Consider the following 23,801-nt stretch of genomic DNA (forward strand, 5'->3'; position numbering starts at 1 on the left):
GTTCTTTATATGAGACTTGGATAAGGATAGAAGAATAGGAGATCATTTTTATTATGACCAGCAAGAACAATCAGCATGCGTTTAGATTAGCATTGCTGCTCGGTTTATTTTCGACACTCGGGCCTTTTACCATTGATATGTATTTACCCGCGTTCCCGGAAATTGTAAAGCAATTTGGTACAACGGCTTCCCTTGTACAACTCAGTTTGACCGCTTGTTTACTCGGTCTGGGCATCGGCCAACTCGTGATGGGTTCTCTGAGTGATGTCTATGGCAGACGAAACCCGTTGCTTATCTCAATGGCCTTTTACGTCGTCGCTTCATTAGCTTGTGCGTTTTCGCCTAATATCGGAGTGTTGATTGCATTCCGTTTCGTGCAGGGTTTCTCCGCATCCGCGGGTATTGTTATTTCCCGGGCAATTGCACGTGATTTGTACAGCGGCCACGAACTCACCAAGTTTTTCTCCCTGCTGCTGCTAGTCGGTAATTTGGGACCGCTCGTAGCACCGGTTACCGGTAGCGGAATACTATCTTTCACGACGTGGATCGGCGTATTTATCGCACTCGCGATACTGGGATTGTACCTATTGACGATGACAAAATGGAAGCTGCAAGAGACTTTGCCATCCGATCGCCGCAGGCCTAGCAATTTTATGGAACAGTTAAAGAACTATGGTTCGCTCCTGCGAGATCGCCAGTTTGTCGGCTACATGCTGGCACAGGGCATTATGATCGCGGGCGTGTTCGCTTACGTGTCGGGAACGCCTTTTATCTATCAAAATATTTACGGCGCTTCGCCGACGGTATTTGCTCTTTTGTTCGGATCCAACGGCATTAGCTTAATCATCGGCTCCCAAGTGGTGGGGCGGATGTCGCATCGCGTCTCTGAACAGGCCTTTCTGTTGTTCGGTCTGTGGGTGGCCTTTTTTGCCAGCCTTACAGTTTTAGTAGTAGCCATCGTTCATGGGCCGCTTTTCGCTTTAGTAATTCCGCTATTTTTCTTTGTGGCTGCAATCGGTATAACGTCAACGGCAGCTTTTCCGCTTGCGATGGAGAGCCAAAGTCAAAATGCGGGCAGCGCTGCTGCATTGCTTGGTGTCATTCCCTTTTTACTCGGGGCTGTTGTTTCCCCGCTGGTCGGTATCGCGGGTGAGAATACGGCTGTGCCGCTAGGCGTCATTATTTTGTTGACGAGCGCCGCTGCGATGTTCGCGTACTTCATTCTCGTAAGAAGAGGCTCACGCGGAGTCGCTCAACGATAACTAAATCAAAAAGCCTCTAGAAGCACTTAACTTGTGCATTCTAGAGGCTTTTTCGATTTGCCGACTTATTTCTCCCACAGCTCGATCAGCCGACCTTCCGGATCTTCGATCCAAGCAAACTTGCCATAGTCACCGACCTCTTTGTTCTTCGCTAAAGGTACACCGATTTGTTCAAGATGTTGAATCATCTCGTCCAGATCGTAGACTTGGAAATTTAACATGACTTGCTGTTCTTTTGGAAAATAGCCGCTATCCTCGGTAAAGAAAGAAAAGATCGTTTCATTGCCGGATTGAGGTTGTATGATCGTCCCGTTCCAATCTCCGATTTCAATCTTCAGCACATCACTGTACCATTTTTTTATAACCTCAACATTTTTAGTTCTCCAAAATATGCCTCCGAAACCTTTGATCATCGTAATTTACTCCTGTCTATCTTCTTATTTTTGGCCATCCGATTACAGTAGATATTCGAGATGTACAGGTAAGTTCCTTTTTCCCGTGGGGTTGTCCAATAGTATTGTTTTCTAAAGAGCAGGAGCTAATGCTTGAAATTATCACCGAGGACAGCCTTCGCGTCTTCAGCATATTTTCAGTTAACTTTCATATGCCTATCAGCCCAACTTAAGTCTCATTTCAGGTTCGCGTCCTATACTTCAACTATCAACATTAATTCAATTAACTAGCACTCGAAAGGTGGTAATCACATGAATGAAGATATGAAAGATATGAACGATATGAATGATATCAATGATATGATCGAAGTAAAGGGTATAAAGGTTGATAACAAAATAGGAAATCCTAAATTTAAATCCATGTTTGCAGCTTTTATGGCTGGCGCGGTCGTTATTGGCGGTTTGATGTTCACATCGGATAAGTTGAATTTGTTTGGATTTGATACTGCGTCCACGCCATCAGGCATCGCTGCAACGGCTAATTCAAATGCAGCCAATGTCCAAACGGCGTCATTATCCCCAACAGGGAATAATAGCGTATCTGCCATTGCAAAATCCGCGAGTCCGGCAATTGTCAAAATTGAGACGAAAGTAAAGCAGACGAATACGGGGCAAAACAGAAGAAACCCATTCCAACAAGGCACTCAAAGTGGGGATACCATTGAAAATGGGATTGGATCGGGCTTTATCTTTGACTCGAATGGATATATTTTAACTAATGAGCATGTCATTGACGGCGCGGACGAAATTAGCGTTTACGTACAAGGTTACGATACACCTTTTACAGCAAAACTTCTAGGAAGCAGTTATGATCTAGACTTGGCAGTGCTTCAGATTCAAGGAGATAAAGAATTTCCGGCATTAAAAATAGGCAGTTCCGACAATACGGAAGTAGGCGATTGGCTTGTTGCGATCGGCAACCCGTATGACTTTGATTACTCCGTAACGACAGGTGTCCTAAGCGCCAAAGAGCGTGAGATCAGCATTGATGATACCCAAGGGACTAGAAACTATAAGCATTTATTACAAACCGATACAGCGATCAATCCTGGGAACTCTGGCGGTCCGCTTTTAAATTTGAATGGGGAAGTTATCGGGATTAATACAGCTGTGAACTCTGAAGCGCAAGGCATCGGTTTTGCCATTCCCTCAAGCACGTTCAGTTCAGTTGTGGATAAGCTGAAAAATAATGAAACGATCCCCAAAGAGCCAGCACCCTACATTGGTGTAGCGCTGCAAAATATTACGGATGATATGCTGTCAGATTTAAAAATCAACAGCACAAAAGGTGCCGTAGTAGCTGAAGTAGAGCATGGTACGCCAGCATTTGAAGGGGGCATTCGTCAATATGACGTTATTTTAAGTATAAATGGTAAAGCATCTTCCAGCACGGAGGACATTACCAAAGCTGTGCAAGCCGCGTCTGTTGGCGATGAACTGAAAATAACCATTTCTCGCGACGGGCAAGAGAAGGATGTTACCGTTAAAGTTGGTGATAAAAACGCAGCAACCAGTTATCAAAGCTAATAAAATGGAGACCCCCAGCAACCGCTGAGGGTCTCTTTCTACGTTTACCAGGGAATTGAAAACCTGTGACGCGAACTTTTCCAATTCAACGTACCTGTGAATACGAGTGCCGCGAAATAGAGAAGCAAGGAACAAACGATAGAAGTAGTTACGCACCAAACCTGCGGCATGCCATGGCTCATTACATATTGATAGATCCAGTGTCCGGATATCGCCATCATCATCATACTGATCCCAACTTTGACATAGGGACGAATGTTCCAATAGAACCCGATGGAGTTGGAAATGGAAAAGAAGTTCAGCACCGTCTGCATCACAATGCCGATACCGATGCCATAAGCCACACCGATAATGCCCAGCTGGCTGCCTAAAATGTAGATCGTGACAGCCTTGAATGCGGTGGCTATTACATAATTCCACAGCGTAGCCTGCGCGCGGCCGAGTCCGAGCAGAATCGCATGAAGGGGAGCATCGAAATAATGCAGGAAAAACATTGGCGCCAGTATTTTCAGCAGCAATCCTGCCTCGGGAGCATGATAGACAAGCGTCGTTAGCGGAGTCGCCCACTCGTACAGGATCACGGTTGCCGGAGCGCCGATTAGAAGCCCCAAGTTCAAAGCCTGATTCATCCTCTCATGGATAAGCAGGCTGTTCTTATTCGCCGCTGCCTCGCCAATCGCAGGTATAAGTGCGGTTGACAAGGATTGCGTGATAAAGCTTGGCATGAACAGCAGTGGAAACGCATAGCCAGCCAGCATGCCGAACTGCTTGGTGGCCAGCGCCGTACCGACGCCGGCGAGCGCTAGGCTCGTTGTGATAAGAAGAGGCTGGAAGGTGCTGTACAACGAGTGAATAATGCCGTGACCGGTGGTCGGTAGTCCGATCTGCAGCAGCTCGCCGAGTGTGCTTTTTCCTTGCTTTAGGTGGTTTGCCCAAGTTTCGCCAGGCGTCCTGGATTCGCCGAACAGCTTGTAGCTTGTCACCAGGAAGAGGAGGCTGACGGCTTCGCTGATGACAGAAGCAGCCATTGCTCCTGCGGCGGCATAAGCGACGCCGTAAGGCAGGAGCAAGTGGACAAGCGCTAACACGCAGGCGATTTGAACGGTATGCTCCAGCACATCGGAGGCTGCGATCGTCTTCATCCGCTGCATGCCGCGGAAATATCCTTTTAATACCGCGGAGACGGCTACAATCGGCGCAATCGGCGTAATGGCGAGCATCGCGAAATAAGCACGTTGGTCGCTTAGGAGAATGGATGCGATCCACTCGGATCCAAGCAGCGTTATGGTCGTGAGCGCTACGCTCAAGAAGCCCGTGACGGCAAGTGAGACATGCAGAATGCGTCTTACTTTCATTCGTTCGCCGCGGGCGGAGGCCTCTGCGACCAACTTCGAAATGGCTACCGGCAAGCCCAACTCCGTAATCGTAATGACGAGCGGGACGAGCGGATGGGCCATCATCAAGATGCCGATACCCTCTGCGCCCAGTACACGCGCGATATACATACCGCTGATAAAACCGAGAATACGGTTGATGAAAGCAGCGACAGACAATACCAGCGTACCTCTCATGAACGAATGCCCATGTTGTGACATGACTTGTGTCCTCCTGTTTCTGTTTATCGAATATTTAAATGTATTCAAAAATTGGAAAAGCATGCGAACAAGCCGGTTTTGATGTCATTTTTGCGGATGGATGGGCCGTATGGAGTGAAAGTTGATTGGGAGGAAGGGCATTTGTCATGGGTATAGATGAAGTGGAATACGTTTAGTAAAGACGATAATACAATCGGGAGGCTGAGCGTATGGCTGTATCCTATATGGATTTCACTTCTCCAAACGTCCAATATTTCTACGATCTGAAGAATAATCGTACATTCACTAAGGATGCGAACAATTTCATTAACACGCTTGGTATTCAGCAATTGAATACGCTGGGTAATGTTTCATTGCTCGACATCTATTTATCCAAAGCGAATGTGGTCGAACCGCATGTTCATCAGAACGCAACGGAGCTGGTCTATTGCATTCGAGGCGCAGCGGTTGTGTCCCTCCTGAATCCGTTCACCAAAATGGTGCTTACCTACAACATTACTCCAGGTCAGGTAGCGAATATTCCGCAAGGGTGGTTCCACTGGGAAATGGCAACCGAAGACGATACGCATCTGCTCGCAATCTTCGATGCGCCGGTACCGGAATTCATCGCGGTATCCGACTTCCTCAGACTGGCTCCGAGAAACATGCTTGCTCATACGTATTGCTTGGATCAAGCGCAGATCACGCAGGCGTTAGCTCCGATCCAGGGCACTGTCACGATCGGGCCGCCGGCCGATTGCTCGCATCAACGCGAGGTGCGGCCTGATACTTACCCACCGCAAGCGGAGCCGCATCCGCAAGCTTCTTATACGGGATATGTGTCGCGGCCATCACCTTTCCCGGGCATTGGTAACGGCTATCGGTAGGGGTGGCTGGGTCTTCTATGCAAATGAAGAACCGCAATTCATTAATTGCGGTTCTTTGGGGCATTCACTTCAGGGAACTAGAGGGCGCTATTTCGAAGAAAAAGCAGAATTTCCGTGAGTAGAGGAACTACGTTCCTCTATTTTGCCAATTTTGCTGTGAAACCAGGCCATTGACGAGAAATAAGAGCCTGTAGTTCCGCCTAATTAGGAAATAGCTCGTTTTCTGCAAAATAGAGGCCTCCAGTTCCTTTACGTGGCTTGAGGTGTTGGCAATCGAAGTGATCACACTCACATATTTGATTGACAGAATTTATTTTTTTAAGGAGTATAAAGGTAAGACGGAAAAGATTGAAAGGTGACTCAATGGCCCATACAGAAAACGACTTAGCAGTAAAACTGGATAACACGACAGGAATGATGCCGCCTATAGAGGAAAAGGTTAAGCCTTATGGTTTTGGTGGCTGGCTTTACTTGGTAGCTTTAGGCCTCTTATTAACTTTCGGGAGCTCCTTCTACTATTTGCTGGATACGCTATTCCCTGTTTACCAAAGTGGACGGTTGTCGCAATTGTATGAGGAAAACTGGAAATATGCTTTAATTATCATTTATGAGACTGCCTTGAATTTATTTTATGTGGTTTTTCCAGTCATCATTGGTTATTGCATCTTGAAAAAAAAGAAGCTATTGAAATATATGGTGATATATTTTTATTTGATTAACTTTGCTGCTAATGTTGGCTATTATTTTATTTCAAACTCCATTGAGGAAATGGCGACTCACGAACTAATGGGGGAACAAGGCAGAAATATTGTTAAATCATTCGTTACTTGTTTAATCTGGATCCCTTACTTTATTAATTCAAAACGAGTGAAAAATACATATACGAACTAAAAAGAAAGGCAGCCCATCAATCAGATGGGCTGCCTTTTCTCCATTCCCTTACCATTTTATCCCTCGAATAAGTCGAATGATCTCTTCCTGCTCCTTACCGCTAATCAGCCATGTCCGGATTTCGTTGATGATTCTATCCCTATTCGTATAACCTTTAGCCAGCCCATTTAATCTTGCAGCCAAGGTTGCGTTGGTCAGTGCCTCCTCAGTTGGAAAAAGAGTGCTCAACTTGTCGATGGCATCGGGATAGCGTTTCAAATAATATTTCTGATGCCTGTCCTCAGCAGGGTAAAAGCCCTTAAAAGGAGCAACCTCAGTGTCCGGCGTACCCTTTCCTTGTTCCTCGCTGTTCGCCATGACCTTACGAATGATATCCAACTGTGAGGGGTCGCGATATAAGACCAAAGATCGGTACTGCCGGCCTTTGTAATCATTTATATTTACCGGATTATGGTTGCTCCAGAACACATGCAGGATGGCTTCCAAACTCACGATGCTGGAATCGAAGTCCATTTCGACGGTCTCGGAGTGGTCCCCAAGCTGCCGATAGGTGGGGTTCTCTGTCGTTCCTCCGGCAAAACCCACACGTGTTCTCGTGATGCCGGCCAGCTGCCCGAACAAAGCATCCGGGCTCCAGAAGCACCCCATCCCCAGGGTTACCGTTTGGTCGTTGCCATTATTCATCATGTTCATCTCCTTATTGCGACTGTACTTGCTCTGTACCGCTTCTCGCTCTAAGAAACATGCGGAGGGACAATAGAAGCATCAGCACGCTGATGATCACGCACCCGATAATCAAACTGTGAAAGTGCGCAGTCGTGATTTGCGTGCTGAAAACCGTTCCGAGCAAGCTCGAAGATAATATGGTTCCCATAAAACGAGAAGTCATGAACATACCCGAGGCAATGCCGGTCTCTGCCGTCGTAACGTAAGAATACAGGGCTGTTTGCAGTCCGAGATTCTGAAACCCGTTGCTGATGCCAAGCACAGATAAGCAGATAAAAATCCAAACCGCAGTGGAGCTATCATGAATCGTTAACAGCATGGAGGTTCCAGCCACAACGAATAGCGTACCGACGAGCAGCGGAGTTCGCGAACCGGAACGGTCAATCCACCTGCCCACAAGGGGGGTGACGAGAATGCCGAAGCCTGAAATGGACAGCATGATTAATCCTACTTCTTGCCCATTGTAATGCCGCACCTGCTGCAAATACGAAGGGATCCCAAACATAATTGAATAGAACACAATATTGACTAAAATGAATTGCAAATAAACGAAGCAAACATCGACATTCCGTTTTAGAAACAGGACATCAATAAACGGCTGCTTTCGCTTGGCTTCATACCAGTAAAAGCCTACGCTGAGCACCAGACTAAGCAGGAGCAGCAGCCAGTTGACCCCGGATTTGAACGATAGGAAAAAGAACAGCCAGCTAAAAATCAGCGCAGTAAAAAAGACGATGCCTGTTATGTCCAAAGAACCTGCACCTGATTGCTTCCGTGGTGCATCCTTAGGCATCATTCGAAGAGAGAGTACGAATGATACGACGATAAACGGAAAATTAATGAGAAAAATAGACGGCCAGTCGCTATATTGGATCAAAAATCCTCCGAGCGATGGACCTAGAGCCGCCGAGGTGGAGGAGAACACCGACATGACACTTAGCGCTCTCGCCTGATTCGTCGTGATGACCGAGCGGATGATGCCCATGCCATTGGGGAATAGGGCGGAGCTGCCGATCGCTTGAATGACACGAAACGTCATCAGCCAGCCAAAGCTCGTTGAAAGTGGCGCCAGCATGGAGGAGACGGTGATGAGGGCGAGTCCGAGCATGAAGATTTTTTTGCGGCCGAATAAATCGCCGACCTTCCCCATGACAGGCTGTGCGACCGCACTAGCCACATAGTAGGTTGCAATGAGCCAGGAAATCGAGGCATACGTGACATGAAACTCCTCCTGCAGCCTGGAAAAAGCGACAGAAATCATGGTTGTGTTCAAAGGGTTAAGCAGCGTCCCCAAAGCTACAGCTGTTATGAGCCATAGATGGCCGGTTTTGTTTGATTTGGCGGTATTTGACAAGAAGATGAACTCCTTTCTAATGAGGCTTCAATCAACTTAAGTATTTTTTCAATGTCCATATGTGTTTAAAAGGAGATATACGATTGTGAATAATTGTATAAGTAGGCCCGATCCAAGATATATTTTTGATCCTTGTTTGTTAGCGAGATAGGCTCTGTTTTTTCAATTAGATCTTGTAAAGCGGACTCAATCAACTCTTTTCTCACGGGGCCCCATGCCGCTTGTTTTAGCTGCGTATAGTCCATACTTTCGGTCAAAGTCAGCCCTTTTATCCGCTGGAAAAGAGCAACCCATGTAGTCAAATCGCACTTCAGGCTTCCAGAAGGGATTGCAAATTCCTTGATGCCAACAGCTCCCGTATCCGTGGAGATTGCAAGAAGTCCATAGATCGTATCGACTCCGTCCCCAAGCTGCAGCTTAGCGATAAGTTCGTGGTCATATCGAAAACATTCTATTCGGGTAATCTTGACTGTTGCTTGCAGGAAAGCGATTTGAAGAGGGGGGCGATCCTGGCAAGACTGGGCGGTTTCAATTGTCGTCATTCTCTCATTCATTGTGATTGACATCTTGTCACATCCTTAAACAAGTGTAATAGCTCGAAAAAGCAAAAATGACCTTCTCCGGAAACAGAGAAAGGTCATAGGAATTCAAAGTCATCGCCTCGCTCTTATCTCCCAGATTCGCTAGCCTAACACAGCGTCTCCGCAAGAATTAGCACCGTGCATTCCTTTGTTAACAAAGGTTTGTCGGTTGCCGGGTATCATCGGGCTAGTCCCTCCACCTACTCTTGATAAGAAAAATCAACCTATTCGATTACGTTCAATATTACTACAAAGCACTCTGTTGTCAAGAATAAAATTCAAGTCAAATATTTACAAAATTAATAAATGAAATAGTTAATCAATTTAATACAAGCTAACTATGATGATGATAGATGACATCAAATTTTAGTGAAAGAAGGAGCGATCTTTATGAAGCTAGTCGTAATGGGAGATTTGCATTATCACGAAATTGATGAAGCAATTCCAGGTTGGTTGGAAGCACGTAATGGATTCTATGAAACTTTACTGGGACGTTTTTTGGAATTGGAAGGTGACGCTCATATTTCACTGGGAGATTTGACGAATTACGGGCATTCCTCGGAGCTTCGCGAAGTCTATGCTTTGCTGCGACAAAGTGATAGAACGTTCTACCATGCTTTGGGCAACCATGATCTATATGCTCAAACAAGAAGGGAAGTTCTCGAAATAACGGGACAACCTCGCTATCACGCTGTTGAAAATGAGAAAGCCATCCTTGTATTCCTGGATACCGCTAAAGAAATGGATTTTGAGGACTGGGGAGGCTGGGTTGACGTAGAGCAATTGGCATGGTTTGAAGAGGTCATAACGGCATCGGGGACGAAACCTGTCTTAGTTTTTGCTCATCATCCGGTACATAACACGACAACCAATTCCGATAAAGATAAAGGTTCCATTCACCCAAGCATCGATATGTGGAAGATCCTAAGCAAGAAAGAAGGCGTAGGGATCTATTTTAACGGGCATACGCACATTGATTCTATTGTTAAGCAAAATAATTGGACGTTTGTTCAACTATCTGCTTGTCTTGATCAGCATGGTCTGCGAATTGTGGACGTTGAGCAAGATGAAATTCGTATTTCGGCGATTGATTTTACGGATGCAGCCCTGATAGGGAATGTTGAGATGTTATATAACAATATGAAACATTTTAGACATAATGCCAGCGCACGTGGGACAGATTTAGAACGGGCGTGCATCATCTCTTTGCGAATAGAGGCGGAACAACGATAGTTTCTGATCAGAGGAGGTCTTGATGGATGAAAAAGCTTAAGCAGGATGAAGGCGGAATGTTTTTTGAAAGATTAAGCACGCACCGCATGGTGGCTTCCGTCAAGGAACCAAAACAAATCGAAATCGCCTTATCGCTTAAACACCAATTAAGCGGCGTATTTCTCTTAACAGGTCATATCGGCGTCATCAAAGGTTATGTAGATTTGTTCAATAAACACCAGCTGCCTGTTTTTCTGCACTTGGAGAAAATAGGCGGTTTAAGTACCGACTCTTATGGTATGGACTACTTGGCCAAAGTAATTAAACCAACCGGCATTATTACGACGAAAACGAATGTTGTAAAAACAGCGAAAAAAATGGGCTTGCTGGCCATTCAACGCTTCTTCCTGGTTGATACGGAAGGCGTGGAGAACATTTTCAAAAGTCTTGCTCAAGTGGAGCCGGACATCATTGAAGTCATGCCGGCACGAATTCCGCAAATGATCGGAGAGATTAAGAAGTTCACGACCCTTCCTATTATTACAGGCGGTTTGGTGTACGAACGAAGCCAGGTTATGGATGGCTTTAAACACGGTGCAACGGCGGTATCTGCCTCGAAATCGGATTTATGGCGAGAGATCTATACCACAGAAGAAAACATCATTCGGAATATTGGTTAATGGAATAATTTTCATAATATTAATAACTACTTAACACTCATTTAATACTCGGCGATTATGATGAAGCCAGACAAGTAAATAGTTGTAGGTTGGAGTAGTGGAGAAGCCTGATTAGCGGCCGACTTGAAGTCGGCGGTTGATTTAGGCTTCTTTCTTTTTGGATTCATACTAAAAAATTGGGAGGAACTACAAATGTTTAAGAAAAAATTCGTATCGATTCTTGCGGTAAGTTCAGTCATTATGCTTTCAGCATGCGGAACAGGCGGTGCGGGAGACAAGGCTGCTTTAGGTTCAGCCAATACGGCTTCTTCTCCACAAGGAAAAATCGTCATTAAATATTGGACGGCTAACGGTGGGAAAATTGAAGAAGCCAAACAAAACCTGGTAAAAAAGTTTAATGAGTCACAGAACAAAATTGAAGTTCAGCAAGCAAACCAAGGCAACTACGATGATCTTCATGCGAAAGTGCAAGCGGCATTCGCAGCTGGGAACGCACCTGCCGTTTTTGACCTCGAGATTGCCTCTACTGGGATTTTCGCCCGCTCAGGCATGCTTGTAGATTTGACTCCTCTTGCAGCAAGGGATGAGGCACAAGTTAATATTAAGGATTTTAACCCTGGTCTTATGGGGAATGCGTATATCGATGGCAAGCTGTATGGGATTCCATTTATGAGAAGCACCCCGATCTTTTACAAAAATGTCACGATGCTAAAAGATGCCGGTTTGGACCCTGCCGGTCCGAAAAACTGGAAGGAACTAGAGGAATATTCCCGCGTTCTGAAAGCAAAAGGGAAGACACCGATGACGATGGCCGTTGGCGTTTGGGAATATGAGGCGCTCGTTGCTCAAAGCGGTGGTAAGGTATTAAGCGAGGACGGGAAAAAAGCTGCTTTCAACTCCCCAGAAGGCGTTGCACCTGTAGAGTTTTGGAAGAAGATGTCCGATGACGGTTTGATCAAGTTTACGGTAGGAAAGACAGCAGGTGCTGACGCTGAGAAAGATTGGACCAACCAAATTTCCGCTTTTAAAATCGGATCTACCGCAGGCGTTTCAGCAAGCTTAGAGGTTGCGAAAGGAAATAACTTCGTAATGGCAACCGACTTTATGCCTGCTAATAAATCGTATGGAGTTCCAACAGGCGGATGCCAATTGGCCATCACGTCCAAGCAGAATGATGCTGAAAAAGAAGCGACTTGGGAGTTTGTGAAGTTCATGACATCCAAAGAAAACACGATCTATCAGCATAAATATGTGGGATACCTGCCAAACCGTCTATCTGCTTTGCAAAGCGATGAGCTGCAAAATTACTATAAAGAGTTCCCGCAATACAAAGTAGCTTCCGATCAATTACAGTATGCCGTCATGCGTCCGAACGCGAATGCCTACGCTGAAGTTTCAAAAACGATCATTGATGCTATGACGAAAGCCATCCTTGAAAAAGATGTCAAACCGCAAGATGCCATGAACGAGGCTGCGGAAAAAGCAAATAAATTGTTAAGCAAGTAATCCTGGTAAGGAGATGAACGTATGGCCAAGATCCAACTAGTCAATATTGGAAAAAAATATAAAGACGATACGATTATCAGCGGTCTGAATCTGACGATCAAAGATGGGTCATTTACCGTGCTGGTCGGCCCATCCGGCTGCGGCAAATCAACCACGTTGCGCATGATTGCAGGACTTGAAAAACAGACCGAAGGACAAATCTGGATTGGCGACAAATGTGTAAATGATACGCAGCCTGGGCTAAGGGATGTCGCCATGGTTTTCCAAAACTATGCATTATATCCGACCATGACCGTACGTGAAAACATCGAGTTCGGGCTTAAGAACAGAAAAGTACCCAAAATGGAGCGGGAAACCTTGATCCGCGATATCTGTGAAATCGTGGCGTTAACGCCTCATCTGGACAAAAAGCCGCAAAACTTATCCGGGGGGCAGCGCCAGAGGGTGGCGTTAGCCCGGGCGATGGTCAAGAAACCGAAGGTATTTATTTTGGATGAGCCGCTCTCCAATCTGGACGCCAAGCTGCGCAACCAGATGAGAACGGAGTTGATTCAGCTTCATAAAAGGTTGGGCAGCACATTTGTTTACGTAACCCACGATCAAGTGGAGGCCATGTCGATGGGCGATGAGATCGTCGTTATGAATAAAGGAGTTATTCAGCAGTCGGATTCGCCTTTGAAGCTTTATAACGATCCGGTGAATGTTTTCACAGCGCAGTTTATCGGTACTCCGGCTATGAATATTTTTGATTATGGCCATGTCCAAGGGTTAAAGGTAGAGGCAGCTTCGGAGATCGGGTATATCGGCTTCCGGGCTGAACATGTGGTGATGTCTCCGAAGGATTGCACAGACGGGTTTGTTATGGAAGGTGAAATTATTACCAGAGAAAGCCTGGGAGCGGAAAATATTTATCAGATCGATTCACACATGGGGACGTTTTTCGTCAAAACCTTCCTTACCGCTTTGGAAACGAATGATCATATTAACGTATTGATTCCTTATGATCAGCTTTACTATTTTGACTTAGAGGGCCAAAGAATTCGCGACATATCCAGACATGTCCAACGTGAGAAAATCCTTGTTGCTGGCGGCGGTGTTTAATATGACCATATGGGGAAAACTGCGTCCGTACGCCATGGTGGCTCCAGCCATTACTGTGTTTTCGTTGTTTTTTATCTATCCGATCCTTTATATGATGTACCTGAGTGTGTTTGATTGGAATTTTATTAGCCCTAACAAGAACTTTGTCGGGATGCAGAACTTTACGGATCTCTTAACGGAAAAAGAATTTATACAAGTAATAAACAACACGTCCATCTATACCATTTTAACGGTTACGTTCATTATTGGACTTTCCTTAATTTTGGCGCTTTGGCTGAATAAAACGGGTGTATTTCAAAGCTTTGTGCAAGGAGCGATCTTTAGTCCGCATATCGTTTCTTGGGTATCAATTTCCATGATCTGGGCATGGGTGATGGACCCGCAGTATGGTTTATTAAACTGGTTTATCGGTTTATTCGGCTTTGCCAAGCTCGCCTGGCTCTCCTCGCAAAAGACATCTCTGATTTCGTTAGTTATCGTCGCCGTCTGGAAGGGGCTTGGCTACAATACCTTGGTATTTATCGCCGGATTGCAAAGCATTCCGAAGGACATCTACGAAGCGGCAGCACTGGATCGATCCAAACCTTGGACGACTTTTTACAAGTTGATCCTTCCGATGCTTTCGCCTACCATCTTTTTCCTCGTGATCATCAATATGATTGGATCTTTTCAGGTATTCGAGACGATCGCGATCATGACGCAAGGTGGGCCGGTTAACACAACGAATACCCTTGTTTATTACATATACGAATACGGTTTCCGGTTCTTTAAAATTGGTTACGCCTCTGCGGCGGGAGTCATCCTGTTGTTCATTGTCGGCGTGTTAACCATCATCTACTTTAAACTGATGTCCAAACGCGTACATTATCAATAAAAGGAAGTGACTCCATTGAAAGCTGAACAGATCATGGAAGCGGATCGCACGTTGTTATATGTAAACAGCAAAGAAGAAATTGCATCAAAAATACTTCAATATATAACCCGTGCTATAAGCGTGATTGGCATGATTGCGTTAGTCCTTATTTTTGCAATGCCATTCATATGGATGCTCTCTACTTCTCTTAAAACGCTGCCTGAAACGATGATTTTTCCGCCGAATTGGATCCCAAAACAGTTCATTTGGAGCAATTACGCCAAAGCTTGGGGATCAGGCCCGTTCTTGCACTATATTTCGAACAGTATCATCATCTCGATCAGTATTCTCGTTTTGCAGATGCTTACCATTATTCCGGCGGCTTATGCCTTTGCACGTTATAAGTTTAAAGCGTCGGGCATTTTGTTCGGCATGGTGATGGTTACCTTAATGATCCCGTCGCAATTAATTTTCTTGCCTGTTTATTTGCAGTTGAGTGCATGGAAGCTGTTGAATACGCATCTTGCGCTTATTCTTCCCTTCGCATCCAGCGCCTTCGGCATATTCCTCTTGCGGCAATCGTTTAAACAAGTGCAGGAAGAATTGATTGAAGCAGCGCGGCTCGACAGTGCCAAAGAGTGGCAAATTATTATCAAATTAATGGTGCCTATGGCGAAGCCGGTACTGGCGACCTTTGCTTTGTTCAGCTTTATCGCGCATTGGAACGATTATTTCTGGCCGCTTGTTATGACGACAGATGATGTTGCGCGGACGCTGCCACTAGGGATTGCCAAGATCCGGGAAGAAGAAGGGGTTGCGAATTGGAACGTGCTTATGGCGGGCAATATGATTCTGGTAACGCCGATTCTCATTGCCTTCTTTTTTGCACAAAGACATATTATTCGTGCTTTCGTTTATACCGGGGTCAAATAATCCGTTGAAAATTAAATAGGATGGCGAGGGAGGCGTGATCAATGGGATCATGCCTTTTTCTTTTGAAATCGATGAGCATGTGATTTTTATCACATACATCTCTTTTGCTAAAAGCTACAATAAAAGCATAAAAGAAAAAGGAGATGGTTCGGATGATGAAGTGGCTCAGAGAGAATAAGTACGCAGCAATGTTATTGACACTGGTTCGGTTGTATGTAGGGTGGGCATGGATGGTAGCCGGATGGCACAAAATAACCGGCGAAAAGGCATTTGACGCTACAGGCTATTTGAAAGGTGCCATCGCGAAGCCGGTTCTTGAGACAGGTACAACGGATTTAGTCTATGGCAACTTTGTAGCTTTCTTAAAAAACTTCGCGCTTCCACACGTTGGCATCTTCAATGTAGTCATTCCTTGGGGAGAATTATTGGTTGGTTTGGGGCTTCTGTTGGGGGCTCTGACAACAACAGCGATCTTCTTCGGACTAATCATGAACTTCATGTATATGTTCGCAGGAACAGTTAGCACGAATCCTTGGTTAGTGCTGCTTGGTTTCATTGTCTTTGCAGCTGGTGCCAATGCCGGGAAATTTGGGGTAGATCACTTGATCTTACCGTATCTGCACAAATGGTTCGATAAGATCGTTAACAGATTTCATTTCACATTTAAGCTCAGATAACATGAGGGTAGAATCAAATGAACAAATTCAGCAAAGCGCCTGTTCTTCCGCTCATAGATGGAGAGAAGATCAGGCGCTTTCATATAAATACCTTGGGAGGGATCAAACATGAAGGTTAATGTGGAAAGTCGCCCTATCGGACTCGCGTCTTCAAATCCAGCCAAGCTTGCTTATGCAACGGACCGTTTGGCCGATGAACATGAACAATTACGAAGACAATTACGGAGTCTCGAAGCGAGTGCCAAAGAAGTGAGCTGGATCGATGATACGGCCGAAGGCATGCACATTCTTCAGGATTTAAGACTGAAGGCAGCGCATTTCGAGGAGGAGCTGGAGCGGCATGCCGCGTGGGAAGAACAGGAGTTGTACCCTTTCCTGATCAACTACTTTCATAGTCAGCAAGCGCCTACGATTATGCCATCCTTTTGGGTTCTGGAAAAAGATCATCAATTGGGTGTTTCATTTCTTCATTCGTTCAAGGAGGCCGTTGTCGATATAACGCCTATTTTCAATAAAAAGCAGTTAACCGAAACGGCCTCATACCTCCTGCAGGCGTGCTTGATATTAAATGATCATCTCACCATGGAAGAACAGTTTGTTCTGCCTTTAACGGATAGGGTGCTGATGGATCTGGAATCCTTCTTTTCATAGGAGAAATGTGGCGAGGAGATTGGAGCTATTATAGGCTATTACATTCTGCATATTTCTAACGGACAGTTTTCACAATGACAAATATTTCGCAGATAGTCTACATTTTTAATAACAATTTGACCATTGCGATAGGTAATCGCATCTTCTTTCCTCATTTCGCTTAACATCCGGTTGACACCTTCGCGTGTAGAACCAATCATATCCGCCATTTCGGTGTTGCTAAGCTTATAATTGATCAAGGTATGCTCGCCTGAAGGAACTCCATAGGAGTTACTAAGTCTTATTAACAAAGAACAAAGCGCCCCGGGCTTCCCATACATCATTAAATCGCGAAATTTAGTTTCGGTCATCCGGTGCATGAGCCCCATCCATTTCATGAATTCAATAGCCAGATCACTGTGCTGCTGAACCAGGTCCTCCAGGTCCTTGCGCATAATGACCCCAACTTTGCAGTCGGCGGTAACTTCGGCACTGAAGTTTTGCACGGAATTCTGAAAGGGGTCTATTTGCCCGAATAAGTCACCCGTTTGATGCAAATGCAAGATGAGGTTTTTGCCTGTTTCTGATGTTTTGGTGATGCGGACTCCGCCTTGGAAGACGTAGAATAATCGGTCTGCCGGTTCACCTTCCCAGAACAGGTACTCGTCTTTTTTGGCCATCTTCATCTGCATAGCGTTTTTCAATCTATCTAAATTAGTCTCAGAGAAAAATTTCATCATAGTGGATCAGCTCCTCCACGGTTTTGGCTATCTTCATGATAGTCTTTTTTAACACTTTTGTTTATCAGGAGATTCACTGATTTATGAACGCATTTCCTGATACCGAAATCAGGGTTTTCCCTGACAGACAAGTAAGATGGAACCGTCTACAATGATAGTAGAAGCGATTTCGTACGGATTCATAAGGATTGGAAGTGGTATAATGGCAGCTGGTCAAGTGAACATCATGGATGATTTAACACGACTTCGAGATATGACGTCAAGTGATTTCGTCGCATTGGCTCCTTTCGTCGATCAACCAGCGCGTAGGCGTTGGATGTACATATTGGGAAACAAAAATGATCGCTGTCAGCAAATGGTCATCAAAATGGGGGAAGGGCTCGCGGGCGCAGCCTTGCGGCTGGGCAGATGGGTTAAACTCGATGCGGCCAATCCGAGAGCAGCGCAAGAAAGGCGCGAATGCCCCGTCATGCTTGCCGAGCAATTGCAGTCTGCTGCCGCATTCCCGCTCATCATGGGTCCTTCTACTTCTACGGGGATGAAGGGACTGCTTTTTATCGGAAGACGCACGGATCATGGCTATGAAGAAAACGAGATTAAAGCCATTCTGGAAAACCTCGAAAGGTTAGTGGCCTATATAGAGGGACCTTGGAAAGAAGCCTCGCGATGAATGGCGTTTCTGGATGAGGTTTTTTTTGCTATGATGGGAAAAGGAATGAAATGAAATGGAAGCTTAAACCGCGGAGTTGCCGCTGAAAGGGGGAAGCAAATGCTAAAGATTCTGGTTGTGGATGACCATGCCATCGTAAGATCGGGGCTTGTTATGCTGCTAAACGGCAAGCATGATATGGAAGTGGTCGGCGAAGCCGCCGCTGGTGAGGAAGGCATTCAGGCCGCCCAGATGCTTACGCCGGATGTCGTGTTAATGGATCTAAGCATGCCTCCAGGTATGGACGGGCTTACTGCGACTGAAAAATTAAAGCAATTGATGCCGGACATGGCGATTTTGATTCTTACAATGCATGATGACGATGAGTATTTGTTCAGGGCTATACATGTTGGTGCGTCCGGTTATATTTTGAAAAGCGCTCCTCATGAAGAGTTATTGACAGCCATTCGCTCCGTTGCGGCGGGAAATGCTTACTTATATCCGACGGCTACCAAAAGGCTGATGAACGAATATATGGAACGCATGAGAAGCGGGGAAAATTCCGGCCCGTATGAATCGCTTTCCGAGCGTGAAAAGGAAGTTCTAGCGCGCATTGCGAAAGGTTTTTCCAATAAAGAAATTGCTGAGCAATTGGTGATTAGTGTAAAGACGGTGGAATCTCATAAAAGCAATGTGATGGAAAAGTTAGGGTTAAAAACACGCCCGGAATTAGTGAAATATGCGGCTAAGAAGGGGCTGTTGAACTTTGAATAAAGAGCATATGCCGGAATCCGAGCTATTGCAGGACTTGAAACAATCCCTCAAGCAGCTATCTGATGTGAAGTTTGCTCTTGATGAGTCTTCCATCGTTGCTGGTACTGATGCCAGAGGCAAGATTCTTTATGTCAATGATAAGTTTTGTAAAATCTCGCAATACGCCAGGTCCGAACTCCTTGGCAAAGACCATCGGATTATTAATTCCGGTTATCATGATAAAGCGTTCATGGCGGATTTATGGGCAACGATTTCTGCAGGCAAAGTCTGGCACGGTGAAATCAAAAATAGAGCCAAAGACGGTACATTCTATTGGGTCGATACGACGATTGTCCCTTTTGTGGATGATCAAGGCCGGGCTTATCAATACTTAGCGATCCGTAATGAAGTAACGCAATTGAAGCGGGTAGAGGAAGAATTGCAGCTGATGATGTCACAGGTCATGCAGATTCAAGAGGAGGAACGCAGGAAATTCTCGCGAGAATTGCATGATGGCATTGGGCAAAGCCTGTTCTCTTTGTTGATCCAAATGGACCGGCTCATTGGAGACGAACCTGAATCCGAGATGGGGCATCTCCGGCAAAATGTCTCAGCGATCATCGAAGAGGTGCGCAGTCTGGCGTGGAAAATTCGGCCATCCGTTTTGGATGATCTAGGCGTTGTTCCTGCGATTCGCACGCATATCGAAAACTACACGGATCACTATGGCATTCGAGTGAAACTGGATAGCAATTTGCGAAAGCGATTAGGAGCCCTAGAGGAGACTACGATCTATAGGGTTATTCAGGAGGCTCTTACTAACATTGCGAAATATGCAGATGTGTCAGAGGCGAGTGTCCTTGTACATGAGAAGGAATCGGTTGTAGAAGTGGAGATCTCGGATAAGGGAAAAGGCTTCGAAAGAGGACGGAATTCTAAAGGTGTCGGCCTTTTTAGCATGGAGGAGAGAGCGAAAAGTATCGGAGGCAAACTGGATATTCTCTCTGAAATAGGCAAAGGCACGAGAGTGCGGTTAGTTGTTCCCCGTAAGGTTGATTGATTTAACTGTGGGGGAACTACAGTCCCTTATTTCTCGGAAAGGGCATGTTTTTTACGGGCGAGGGGAACTACAAGCCTCTATTTCGCTGGTTTCAGCTGAAAAACGAGCTATGGCGGAAAAATAAGACCTTGTAGTTCCGCTCAGATGGAAAAATGCTCGTTTTTCTCCGAATAGCGAACTCCAGTTCCCCTGCTTAGCCCGCCGGCCACGCACCAAGTGACTAATCTGCTCAGCATGACGGCCTCGCGTCAAGTGAGTAGACTGCTTAGCATGACGGCCTCGCGCCAAGTGACTAATTTGCTCAGCATGACTGCCTCGCGCCAAGTGACTAATCTGCTCAGCATGACGGCCTCGCGTCAAGTGAGAAATCAGCTCCGCAAGCCCGCCTCGCGTCAAGTAACCAATCCGCTCCGCAAGCCCGCCTGCGCCAAGTAACTAATCCGCTCCGCAAGCCCGCCTGCGCCAAGTAACCAATCAGCTCCGCATGCCCGCCTCGCACCAAGTAACCAATCAGCTCAGCCCGCTCGCCTCGCACCAAGTAACCAATCAGCTCAGCCTGCCCGCCTCGCACCAAGTAACCAATCAGCTCAGCCTGCCGCCTCGCACCAAGTAACCACTCAGCTCCGCAAGCCCGCCTTGCGCCACGGATCCTCGCACTTATGTTTATGTTGTACACTGTACAACATAAAACAGCTTTTAACCCCACCACCCCCATCTTCATTGTACAAAGTACAATGATTTCAACCCAAATAGCGCGAAAACTGCGCTATTCTGCCCGAATCGTTGTACAGAGTACAACGTAGAAGGCGGTAGCCGCCGATTCGAGGCCTCTATGCTGCACAAAGTGCAACATAGAGGAGGCCTTGGCCAATATTGGGGCTGTTAAAAGTGCCCTCAGAAACATCTCTCCAGCTAACTCTCTTTTTGATCGAATCGTCTATGATTATGGATGGAATCCCCCATTATTAATTTCAATAATTGGAGTATCTTTAATGAAAGTAGAAGCCCCTTCTTTGTTATCGCCTCGTACATATACTTCCGAATTTCATGAAAACGTTACCAAAACAACTAAGGTTTCGTGGGGTTTTGACCGCCGCCATGCGTCGGCGACACCGCCCAAGGTTTGAGACTGCTGCTCCACCTATATGCCATTCCTATTTTCTGTGAAGGGGGTGATGTTAGCCCGCTCATTGTCCAACTCGTAAGGAAAGATGTTCTTAGACTGGCCAATCGAAAATATGCCATGGAGGTGTCGATTCTCTTGCGTAAAAAGGGTAATCAGATTTCGCTAGTGTTAATCTTAGCTCTGTTTTTCAATGTGCTTATGATCTGCCCTGATAACGTTCCGACGGTATCAGCGGAAAGCGGAAGTTCTTCAGTCACGGATAATAATTATGAACCCGTTTCGGTTTTTGATAAAGACTTTACTACCACGCCTCTAGGATTAACAGGCTCCGATCTTGGATTCGATTACTCCTCCTATACGTCAGGCTCGGCTTCGGCCGTCATTGAAGCAGATCCCTTTACAGGGACTCGAGCTCTTCATCTGAAAGCAAATGGTATTGTTACGGATGGAGCATTAAGAAATGAATTTCAAATCAGCAAGACCTTCGGAGAGCCCTACACAGGAACAATTTCTACGGAAATTACGTTCATGCAAACCGGTACGAAAAAGGATGATCGCATCATTCAGTTTTTTCCATCATCCGGCACGACGTTCCTGGTTGGAGCAGGTGTGACGGCGAGTAAAGGTTTGGGCTACCTTTTATCGACAGCGCCATCAGGTTCCTTAGGTGCGTATGAGCTAGGAGAATGGCATACCATTCGCTTGGATTTTAATACAGTTTCCCAAAAATACAGCTTGTACTACGATGGGAATATTGTGCAAGCCCGCAATAATATGAACAAAAGTCTCCCCATCTATAATCTCAGGAGATTGGTTATTGCTGCGCCCGGCAGTTCCGGGGATCTTTGGATTCGAGGCGTTAGAGTGACTCATTCACCCTTCATGCCAGAGCCACCGGCACCAAAAATCGTTACTTCCGGATCGCGTAACTCGCGCGTCATGTGGACATCGGAACACTATGCCTATGCATCAAAGTACCGGCTTCGCATTAAGCTGAAAGGCGAGTCGGACTGGAGGCCGATTGGGAATGCAACAACCTTGTATAAAGATTACACGGGAACCAATCTTATTCCGGCTTCGGATATTAACGCCTATTACGACATTGCGAAATCCGCATCTACACCATTAGTAAATGGTCAACCGTATACGTTAGGTTTATCTGTTGTTACGCGCGATGAATCAGGTGTATACAACAATGGCGTGCCAAGAGATTTTGAAAGTAAAATAACGGAATTTGATGGTACACCTTATGCAACAACACCGCTCCCGACACCGGATACAAGCGTGGTTGGGGAACTCACGTCCTATGCGAATTATTATGGATATATGTGGAGGCTGCAAGCGGGTTCGACGATAGGAGACTATCCATTTGCAGATAATACCTTAATTCAGTTCTCAGAAATTCCTAGTAAATACGCAAGTATGGAACGAATCGTTACCTCGCACAAGGACGTGATGAGATACCCGTTGGGTGCTGATGGTGCCGTGCAAAATCAGATCATCGGCTTCAATGCAAAGGATAAAACGACCGTCTATGTGGCAATTGACAAAAATGCAATCCTGCCCGCATGGCTGACCGATTGGACCAACACCGGTGATGTGATGAAAATGACAGGTGCGACATCGGGATACACATTTAATATTTATAAAAAGAGTTTCGCCGCCGGTTCGTCCGTGCTGCTGGGTTATAACGATTACGCCAATTTTGATCTGTCCCAGAACGCCGGCTATTTTGCAATGGTAGAAAGAGCCACAACGGGATTGAAGCTTAATCCAGCGATGGAATGGGTCAACACATCAGCGTATGCATTAACTGGTTCAGTTAGCGAGAGTGTCTATTTATCGGTGTATCAAAATAAAACACCTATTACGCTTCCGAACAATGGATTTATTAACGGAGGGAACTTCGAACTGAATGTAAACCTGGTACCCGGTGCCAATTTATTTGAAGTTTATGCAAAACGTGATAAGTCAACGTTCTTCGATCGTGTCGATGCCACAATCAATCAGGACAGTATTATTCCCGATATTCGCATTGCAACGCCTCCTGCCACAGTTAGAGATGCCGTCTATACGCTTACAGGATCATTGAGTAAAGCAGCGAGATTTACCATTAAATTAAATGGTGAGAGTGTTGTCGATTCTGTTTATCAGCAAGCAGATGCGTTTTTCTCATATCCATTAACTTTACAAGAGGGAAATAACGTAATAGAAGTCTCTACCGTTGATTTAGCTGGTAATACCAATAAAGCCAGTTACACAATTGCTTACATATTCTGGGCAGGGCAAGGTACAATCCATGATTTGAACGGAAATCTTGTACATACGCTAGAGCCTTCAAAGGATATCTATGCCGAAAAGAAAGTCGTCAACACAACGGGGGCAGATAAACAGCTTACGTTATGGTTTGTTCTGTATAATGCCGACAATGCGATGATTGATTTTGCCTCTTCGGTTGCGGAGCTTAAGCCTGGAGAAACAAGGACTTTAGGCGCTGGATTTACGCTTCCGGCTGAAGTCACGAATTTGAAAGTAAAAGTATTCATCTGGGACAGCTCGACTAACATTGTCGGACAAAGCCCGCTCGCTGAGGAGCTCGTCGTGCAGTAATTATTGATTAGGAGGAA

The 23,801-nt window shown here is 45.7% G+C and carries 24 protein-coding genes and 1 riboswitch; of the genes, 17 read left to right on the forward strand and 7 right to left on the reverse strand.

From position 1 onward, the window contains the following. Positions 1 to 53: 53 nt before the first annotated feature. Positions 54 to 1,262, forward strand: coding sequence for a multidrug effflux MFS transporter (locus GON05_RS12185; protein ID WP_127455952.1), 1,209 nt, complete (start codon positions 54 to 56; stop codon positions 1,260 to 1,262). Positions 1,263 to 1,327: 65 nt separating this feature from the next. Here GON05_RS12185 and GON05_RS12190 read toward each other — a convergent pair whose 3' ends face one another. Continuing rightward, complete coding sequence (locus tag GON05_RS12190; protein ID WP_157319408.1) at positions 1,328 to 1,675, reverse strand: VOC family protein; 348 nt, start codon at positions 1,673 to 1,675, stop codon at positions 1,328 to 1,330. Between the two features lie 291 nt (positions 1,676 to 1,966). Between GON05_RS12190 and GON05_RS12195 the strand changes: the two genes are divergently transcribed. Further along, a complete protein-coding gene (locus tag GON05_RS12195; protein ID WP_157319409.1) occupies positions 1,967 to 3,241 on the forward strand; it encodes a S1C family serine protease in 1,275 nt (424 codons plus the stop codon). Between the two features lie 44 nt (positions 3,242 to 3,285). On the opposite strand, the gene spoVB is transcribed toward GON05_RS12195, so the two are convergent. Then, positions 3,286 to 4,836: a stage V sporulation protein B gene (gene spoVB, locus GON05_RS12200; protein ID WP_157319410.1), complete on the reverse strand. Its 1,551-nt coding sequence runs from the start codon at positions 4,834 to 4,836 to the stop codon at positions 3,286 to 3,288. 209 nt (positions 4,837 to 5,045) lie between these two features. Between spoVB and GON05_RS12205 the strand changes: the two genes are divergently transcribed. Together GON05_RS12205 and GON05_RS12210 are read left to right on the forward strand one after the other, a co-directional pair. Further along, positions 5,046 to 5,702 carry a cupin domain-containing protein gene (locus GON05_RS12205; protein ID WP_157319411.1) on the forward strand — a complete coding sequence of 219 codons (657 nt, stop codon included), beginning with the start codon at positions 5,046 to 5,048 and terminating at the stop codon, positions 5,700 to 5,702. Positions 5,703 to 6,065: 363 nt separating this feature from the next. After that, the gene (locus GON05_RS12210; protein WP_157319412.1) at positions 6,066 to 6,593 is read left to right on the forward strand and encodes a DUF2569 family protein; all 528 of its coding nucleotides are present in this window, start codon (positions 6,066 to 6,068) and stop codon (positions 6,591 to 6,593) included. A 48-nt stretch (positions 6,594 to 6,641) separates the two neighbouring features. Here the strand turns inward: GON05_RS12210 and GON05_RS12215 are convergent, their stop codons facing one another. From GON05_RS12215 to GON05_RS12225, 3 genes are all read right to left on the reverse strand, one after another. After that, entirely contained in the window at positions 6,642 to 7,277 is a 636-nt protein-coding gene (locus GON05_RS12215; RefSeq protein ID WP_246239058.1) for a peptide-methionine (S)-S-oxide reductase MsrA, read from the reverse strand. A gap of 13 nt (positions 7,278 to 7,290) precedes the next feature. After that, positions 7,291 to 8,673, reverse strand: a complete 1,383-nt coding sequence (locus GON05_RS12220) for an MFS transporter (RefSeq protein WP_157319414.1) — start codon at positions 8,671 to 8,673, stop codon at positions 7,291 to 7,293. A gap of 65 nt (positions 8,674 to 8,738) precedes the next feature. Further along, positions 8,739 to 9,239 (reverse strand): hypothetical protein, encoded by a 501-nt coding sequence (locus GON05_RS12225; RefSeq protein WP_157319415.1) that lies wholly within the window; start codon positions 9,237 to 9,239, stop codon positions 8,739 to 8,741. Positions 9,240 to 9,337: 98 nt separating this feature from the next. Then, positions 9,338 to 9,470, reverse strand: a riboswitch (SAM riboswitch). 174 nt (positions 9,471 to 9,644) lie between these two features. Between GON05_RS12225 and GON05_RS12230 the strand changes: the two genes are divergently transcribed. From GON05_RS12230 to GON05_RS12270, 9 genes are all read left to right on the forward strand, one after another. Beyond that, positions 9,645 to 10,487: a metallophosphoesterase family protein gene (locus GON05_RS12230; protein ID WP_157319416.1), complete on the forward strand. Its 843-nt coding sequence runs from the start codon at positions 9,645 to 9,647 to the stop codon at positions 10,485 to 10,487. Between the two features lie 26 nt (positions 10,488 to 10,513). Continuing rightward, a complete protein-coding gene (locus GON05_RS12235) occupies positions 10,514 to 11,146 on the forward strand; it encodes a glycerol-3-phosphate responsive antiterminator (protein ID WP_246239060.1) in 633 nt (210 codons plus the stop codon). 192 nt (positions 11,147 to 11,338) lie between these two features. Next, entirely contained in the window at positions 11,339 to 12,652 is a 1,314-nt protein-coding gene (locus GON05_RS12240; RefSeq protein WP_157319417.1) for an ABC transporter substrate-binding protein, read from the forward strand. A 21-nt stretch (positions 12,653 to 12,673) separates the two neighbouring features. Continuing rightward, complete coding sequence (locus GON05_RS12245; RefSeq protein WP_157319418.1) at positions 12,674 to 13,753, forward strand: ABC transporter ATP-binding protein; 1,080 nt, start codon at positions 12,674 to 12,676, stop codon at positions 13,751 to 13,753. After that, complete coding sequence (locus GON05_RS12250) at positions 13,719 to 14,627, forward strand: carbohydrate ABC transporter permease (RefSeq protein WP_338114053.1); 909 nt, start codon at positions 13,719 to 13,721, stop codon at positions 14,625 to 14,627. The genes GON05_RS12245 and GON05_RS12250 overlap by 35 nt, the downstream gene beginning before the upstream one ends. Before the next feature lie 129 nt (positions 14,628 to 14,756). Further along, positions 14,757 to 15,539 (forward strand): carbohydrate ABC transporter permease, encoded by a 783-nt coding sequence (locus GON05_RS12255; protein WP_246239066.1) that lies wholly within the window; start codon positions 14,757 to 14,759, stop codon positions 15,537 to 15,539. Positions 15,540 to 15,573: 34 nt separating this feature from the next. Continuing rightward, the gene (locus tag GON05_RS12260; RefSeq protein WP_157319419.1) at positions 15,574 to 15,717 is read left to right on the forward strand and encodes a hypothetical protein; all 144 of its coding nucleotides are present in this window, start codon (positions 15,574 to 15,576) and stop codon (positions 15,715 to 15,717) included. Beyond that, entirely contained in the window at positions 15,692 to 16,216 is a 525-nt protein-coding gene (locus GON05_RS12265; RefSeq protein WP_174806805.1) for a DoxX family membrane protein, read from the forward strand. Before GON05_RS12260 ends, GON05_RS12265 begins: the two co-directional genes overlap by 26 nt. 108 nt (positions 16,217 to 16,324) lie before the next feature. After that, the gene (locus GON05_RS12270; RefSeq protein ID WP_157319420.1) at positions 16,325 to 16,867 is read left to right on the forward strand and encodes a hemerythrin domain-containing protein; all 543 of its coding nucleotides are present in this window, start codon (positions 16,325 to 16,327) and stop codon (positions 16,865 to 16,867) included. Between the two features lie 38 nt (positions 16,868 to 16,905). Here the strand turns inward: GON05_RS12270 and GON05_RS12275 are convergent, their stop codons facing one another. After that, positions 16,906 to 17,586, reverse strand: coding sequence for a Crp/Fnr family transcriptional regulator (locus GON05_RS12275; RefSeq protein ID WP_157319421.1), 681 nt, complete (start codon positions 17,584 to 17,586; stop codon positions 16,906 to 16,908). Positions 17,587 to 17,788: 202 nt separating this feature from the next. Between GON05_RS12275 and GON05_RS12280 the strand changes: the two genes are divergently transcribed. From GON05_RS12280 to GON05_RS12290, 3 genes are all read left to right on the forward strand, one after another. Next, positions 17,789 to 18,256: a GAF domain-containing protein gene (locus tag GON05_RS12280; RefSeq protein ID WP_157319422.1), complete on the forward strand. Its 468-nt coding sequence runs from the start codon at positions 17,789 to 17,791 to the stop codon at positions 18,254 to 18,256. Between the two features lie 99 nt (positions 18,257 to 18,355). Then, positions 18,356 to 19,009: a response regulator transcription factor gene (locus GON05_RS12285; protein ID WP_157319423.1), complete on the forward strand. Its 654-nt coding sequence runs from the start codon at positions 18,356 to 18,358 to the stop codon at positions 19,007 to 19,009. Positions 19,010 to 19,016: 7 nt separating this feature from the next. Then, a complete protein-coding gene (locus tag GON05_RS12290; RefSeq protein ID WP_157319444.1) occupies positions 19,017 to 20,048 on the forward strand; it encodes a PAS domain-containing sensor histidine kinase in 1,032 nt (343 codons plus the stop codon). Positions 20,049 to 20,385: 337 nt separating this feature from the next. Here GON05_RS12290 and GON05_RS12295 read toward each other — a convergent pair whose 3' ends face one another. Next, entirely contained in the window at positions 20,386 to 20,724 is a 339-nt protein-coding gene (locus GON05_RS12295; protein WP_157319424.1) for a hypothetical protein, read from the reverse strand. Between the two features lie 567 nt (positions 20,725 to 21,291). On the opposite strand from GON05_RS12295, the gene GON05_RS12300 reads away from it, so the two are divergent. Further along, the gene (locus tag GON05_RS12300) at positions 21,292 to 23,784 is read left to right on the forward strand and encodes a hypothetical protein (RefSeq protein WP_185157207.1); all 2,493 of its coding nucleotides are present in this window, start codon (positions 21,292 to 21,294) and stop codon (positions 23,782 to 23,784) included. Positions 23,785 to 23,801: the final 17 nt, after the last annotated feature.

The sequence above is a fragment of the Paenibacillus anseongensis genome, from assembly GCF_009757995.1.
GTDB lineage: Bacteria > Bacillota > Bacilli > Paenibacillales > NBRC-103111 > Paenibacillus_E > Paenibacillus_E chondroitinus.

Bases quoted from the DNA above. Each gene is read 5' to 3' on its own strand.
- GON05_RS12290 (WP_157319444.1), top strand. From the start codon at position 19,017: ATGCCGGAATCCGAGCTATTGCAGGACTTGAAACAATCCCTCAAGCAG.
- GON05_RS12190 (WP_157319408.1), bottom strand. From the start codon at position 1,675: ATGATCAAAGGTTTCGGAGGCATATTTTGGAGAACTAAAAATGTTGAG.
- GON05_RS12270 (WP_157319420.1), top strand. From the start codon at position 16,325: ATGAAGGTTAATGTGGAAAGTCGCCCTATCGGACTCGCGTCTTCAAAT.
- GON05_RS12240 (WP_157319417.1), top strand. From the start codon at position 11,339: ATGTTTAAGAAAAAATTCGTATCGATTCTTGCGGTAAGTTCAGTCATT.
- GON05_RS12235 (WP_246239060.1), top strand. From the start codon at position 10,514: ATGAAAAAGCTTAAGCAGGATGAAGGCGGAATGTTTTTTGAAAGATTA.
- spoVB (WP_157319410.1), bottom strand. From the start codon at position 4,836: ATGTCACAACATGGGCATTCGTTCATGAGAGGTACGCTGGTATTGTCT.
- GON05_RS12210 (WP_157319412.1), top strand. From the start codon at position 6,066: ATGGCCCATACAGAAAACGACTTAGCAGTAAAACTGGATAACACGACA.
- GON05_RS12195 (WP_157319409.1), top strand. From the start codon at position 1,967: ATGAATGAAGATATGAAAGATATGAACGATATGAATGATATCAATGAT.
- GON05_RS12265 (WP_174806805.1), top strand. From the start codon at position 15,692: ATGATGAAGTGGCTCAGAGAGAATAAGTACGCAGCAATGTTATTGACA.
- GON05_RS12300 (WP_185157207.1), top strand. From the start codon at position 21,292: ATGGAGGTGTCGATTCTCTTGCGTAAAAAGGGTAATCAGATTTCGCTA.
- GON05_RS12230 (WP_157319416.1), top strand. From the start codon at position 9,645: ATGAAGCTAGTCGTAATGGGAGATTTGCATTATCACGAAATTGATGAA.
- GON05_RS12275 (WP_157319421.1), bottom strand. From the start codon at position 17,586: ATGATGAAATTTTTCTCTGAGACTAATTTAGATAGATTGAAAAACGCT.
- GON05_RS12255 (WP_246239066.1), top strand. From the start codon at position 14,757: ATGATTGCGTTAGTCCTTATTTTTGCAATGCCATTCATATGGATGCTC.
- GON05_RS12285 (WP_157319423.1), top strand. From the start codon at position 18,356: ATGCTAAAGATTCTGGTTGTGGATGACCATGCCATCGTAAGATCGGGG.
- GON05_RS12205 (WP_157319411.1), top strand. From the start codon at position 5,046: ATGGCTGTATCCTATATGGATTTCACTTCTCCAAACGTCCAATATTTC.
- GON05_RS12225 (WP_157319415.1), bottom strand. From the start codon at position 9,239: ATGTCAATCACAATGAATGAGAGAATGACGACAATTGAAACCGCCCAG.
- GON05_RS12185 (WP_127455952.1), top strand. From the start codon at position 54: ATGACCAGCAAGAACAATCAGCATGCGTTTAGATTAGCATTGCTGCTC.
- GON05_RS12280 (WP_157319422.1), top strand. From the start codon at position 17,789: ATGGCAGCTGGTCAAGTGAACATCATGGATGATTTAACACGACTTCGA.
- GON05_RS12215 (WP_246239058.1), bottom strand. From the start codon at position 7,277: ATGAATAATGGCAACGACCAAACGGTAACCCTGGGGATGGGGTGCTTC.
- GON05_RS12245 (WP_157319418.1), top strand. From the start codon at position 12,674: ATGGCCAAGATCCAACTAGTCAATATTGGAAAAAAATATAAAGACGAT.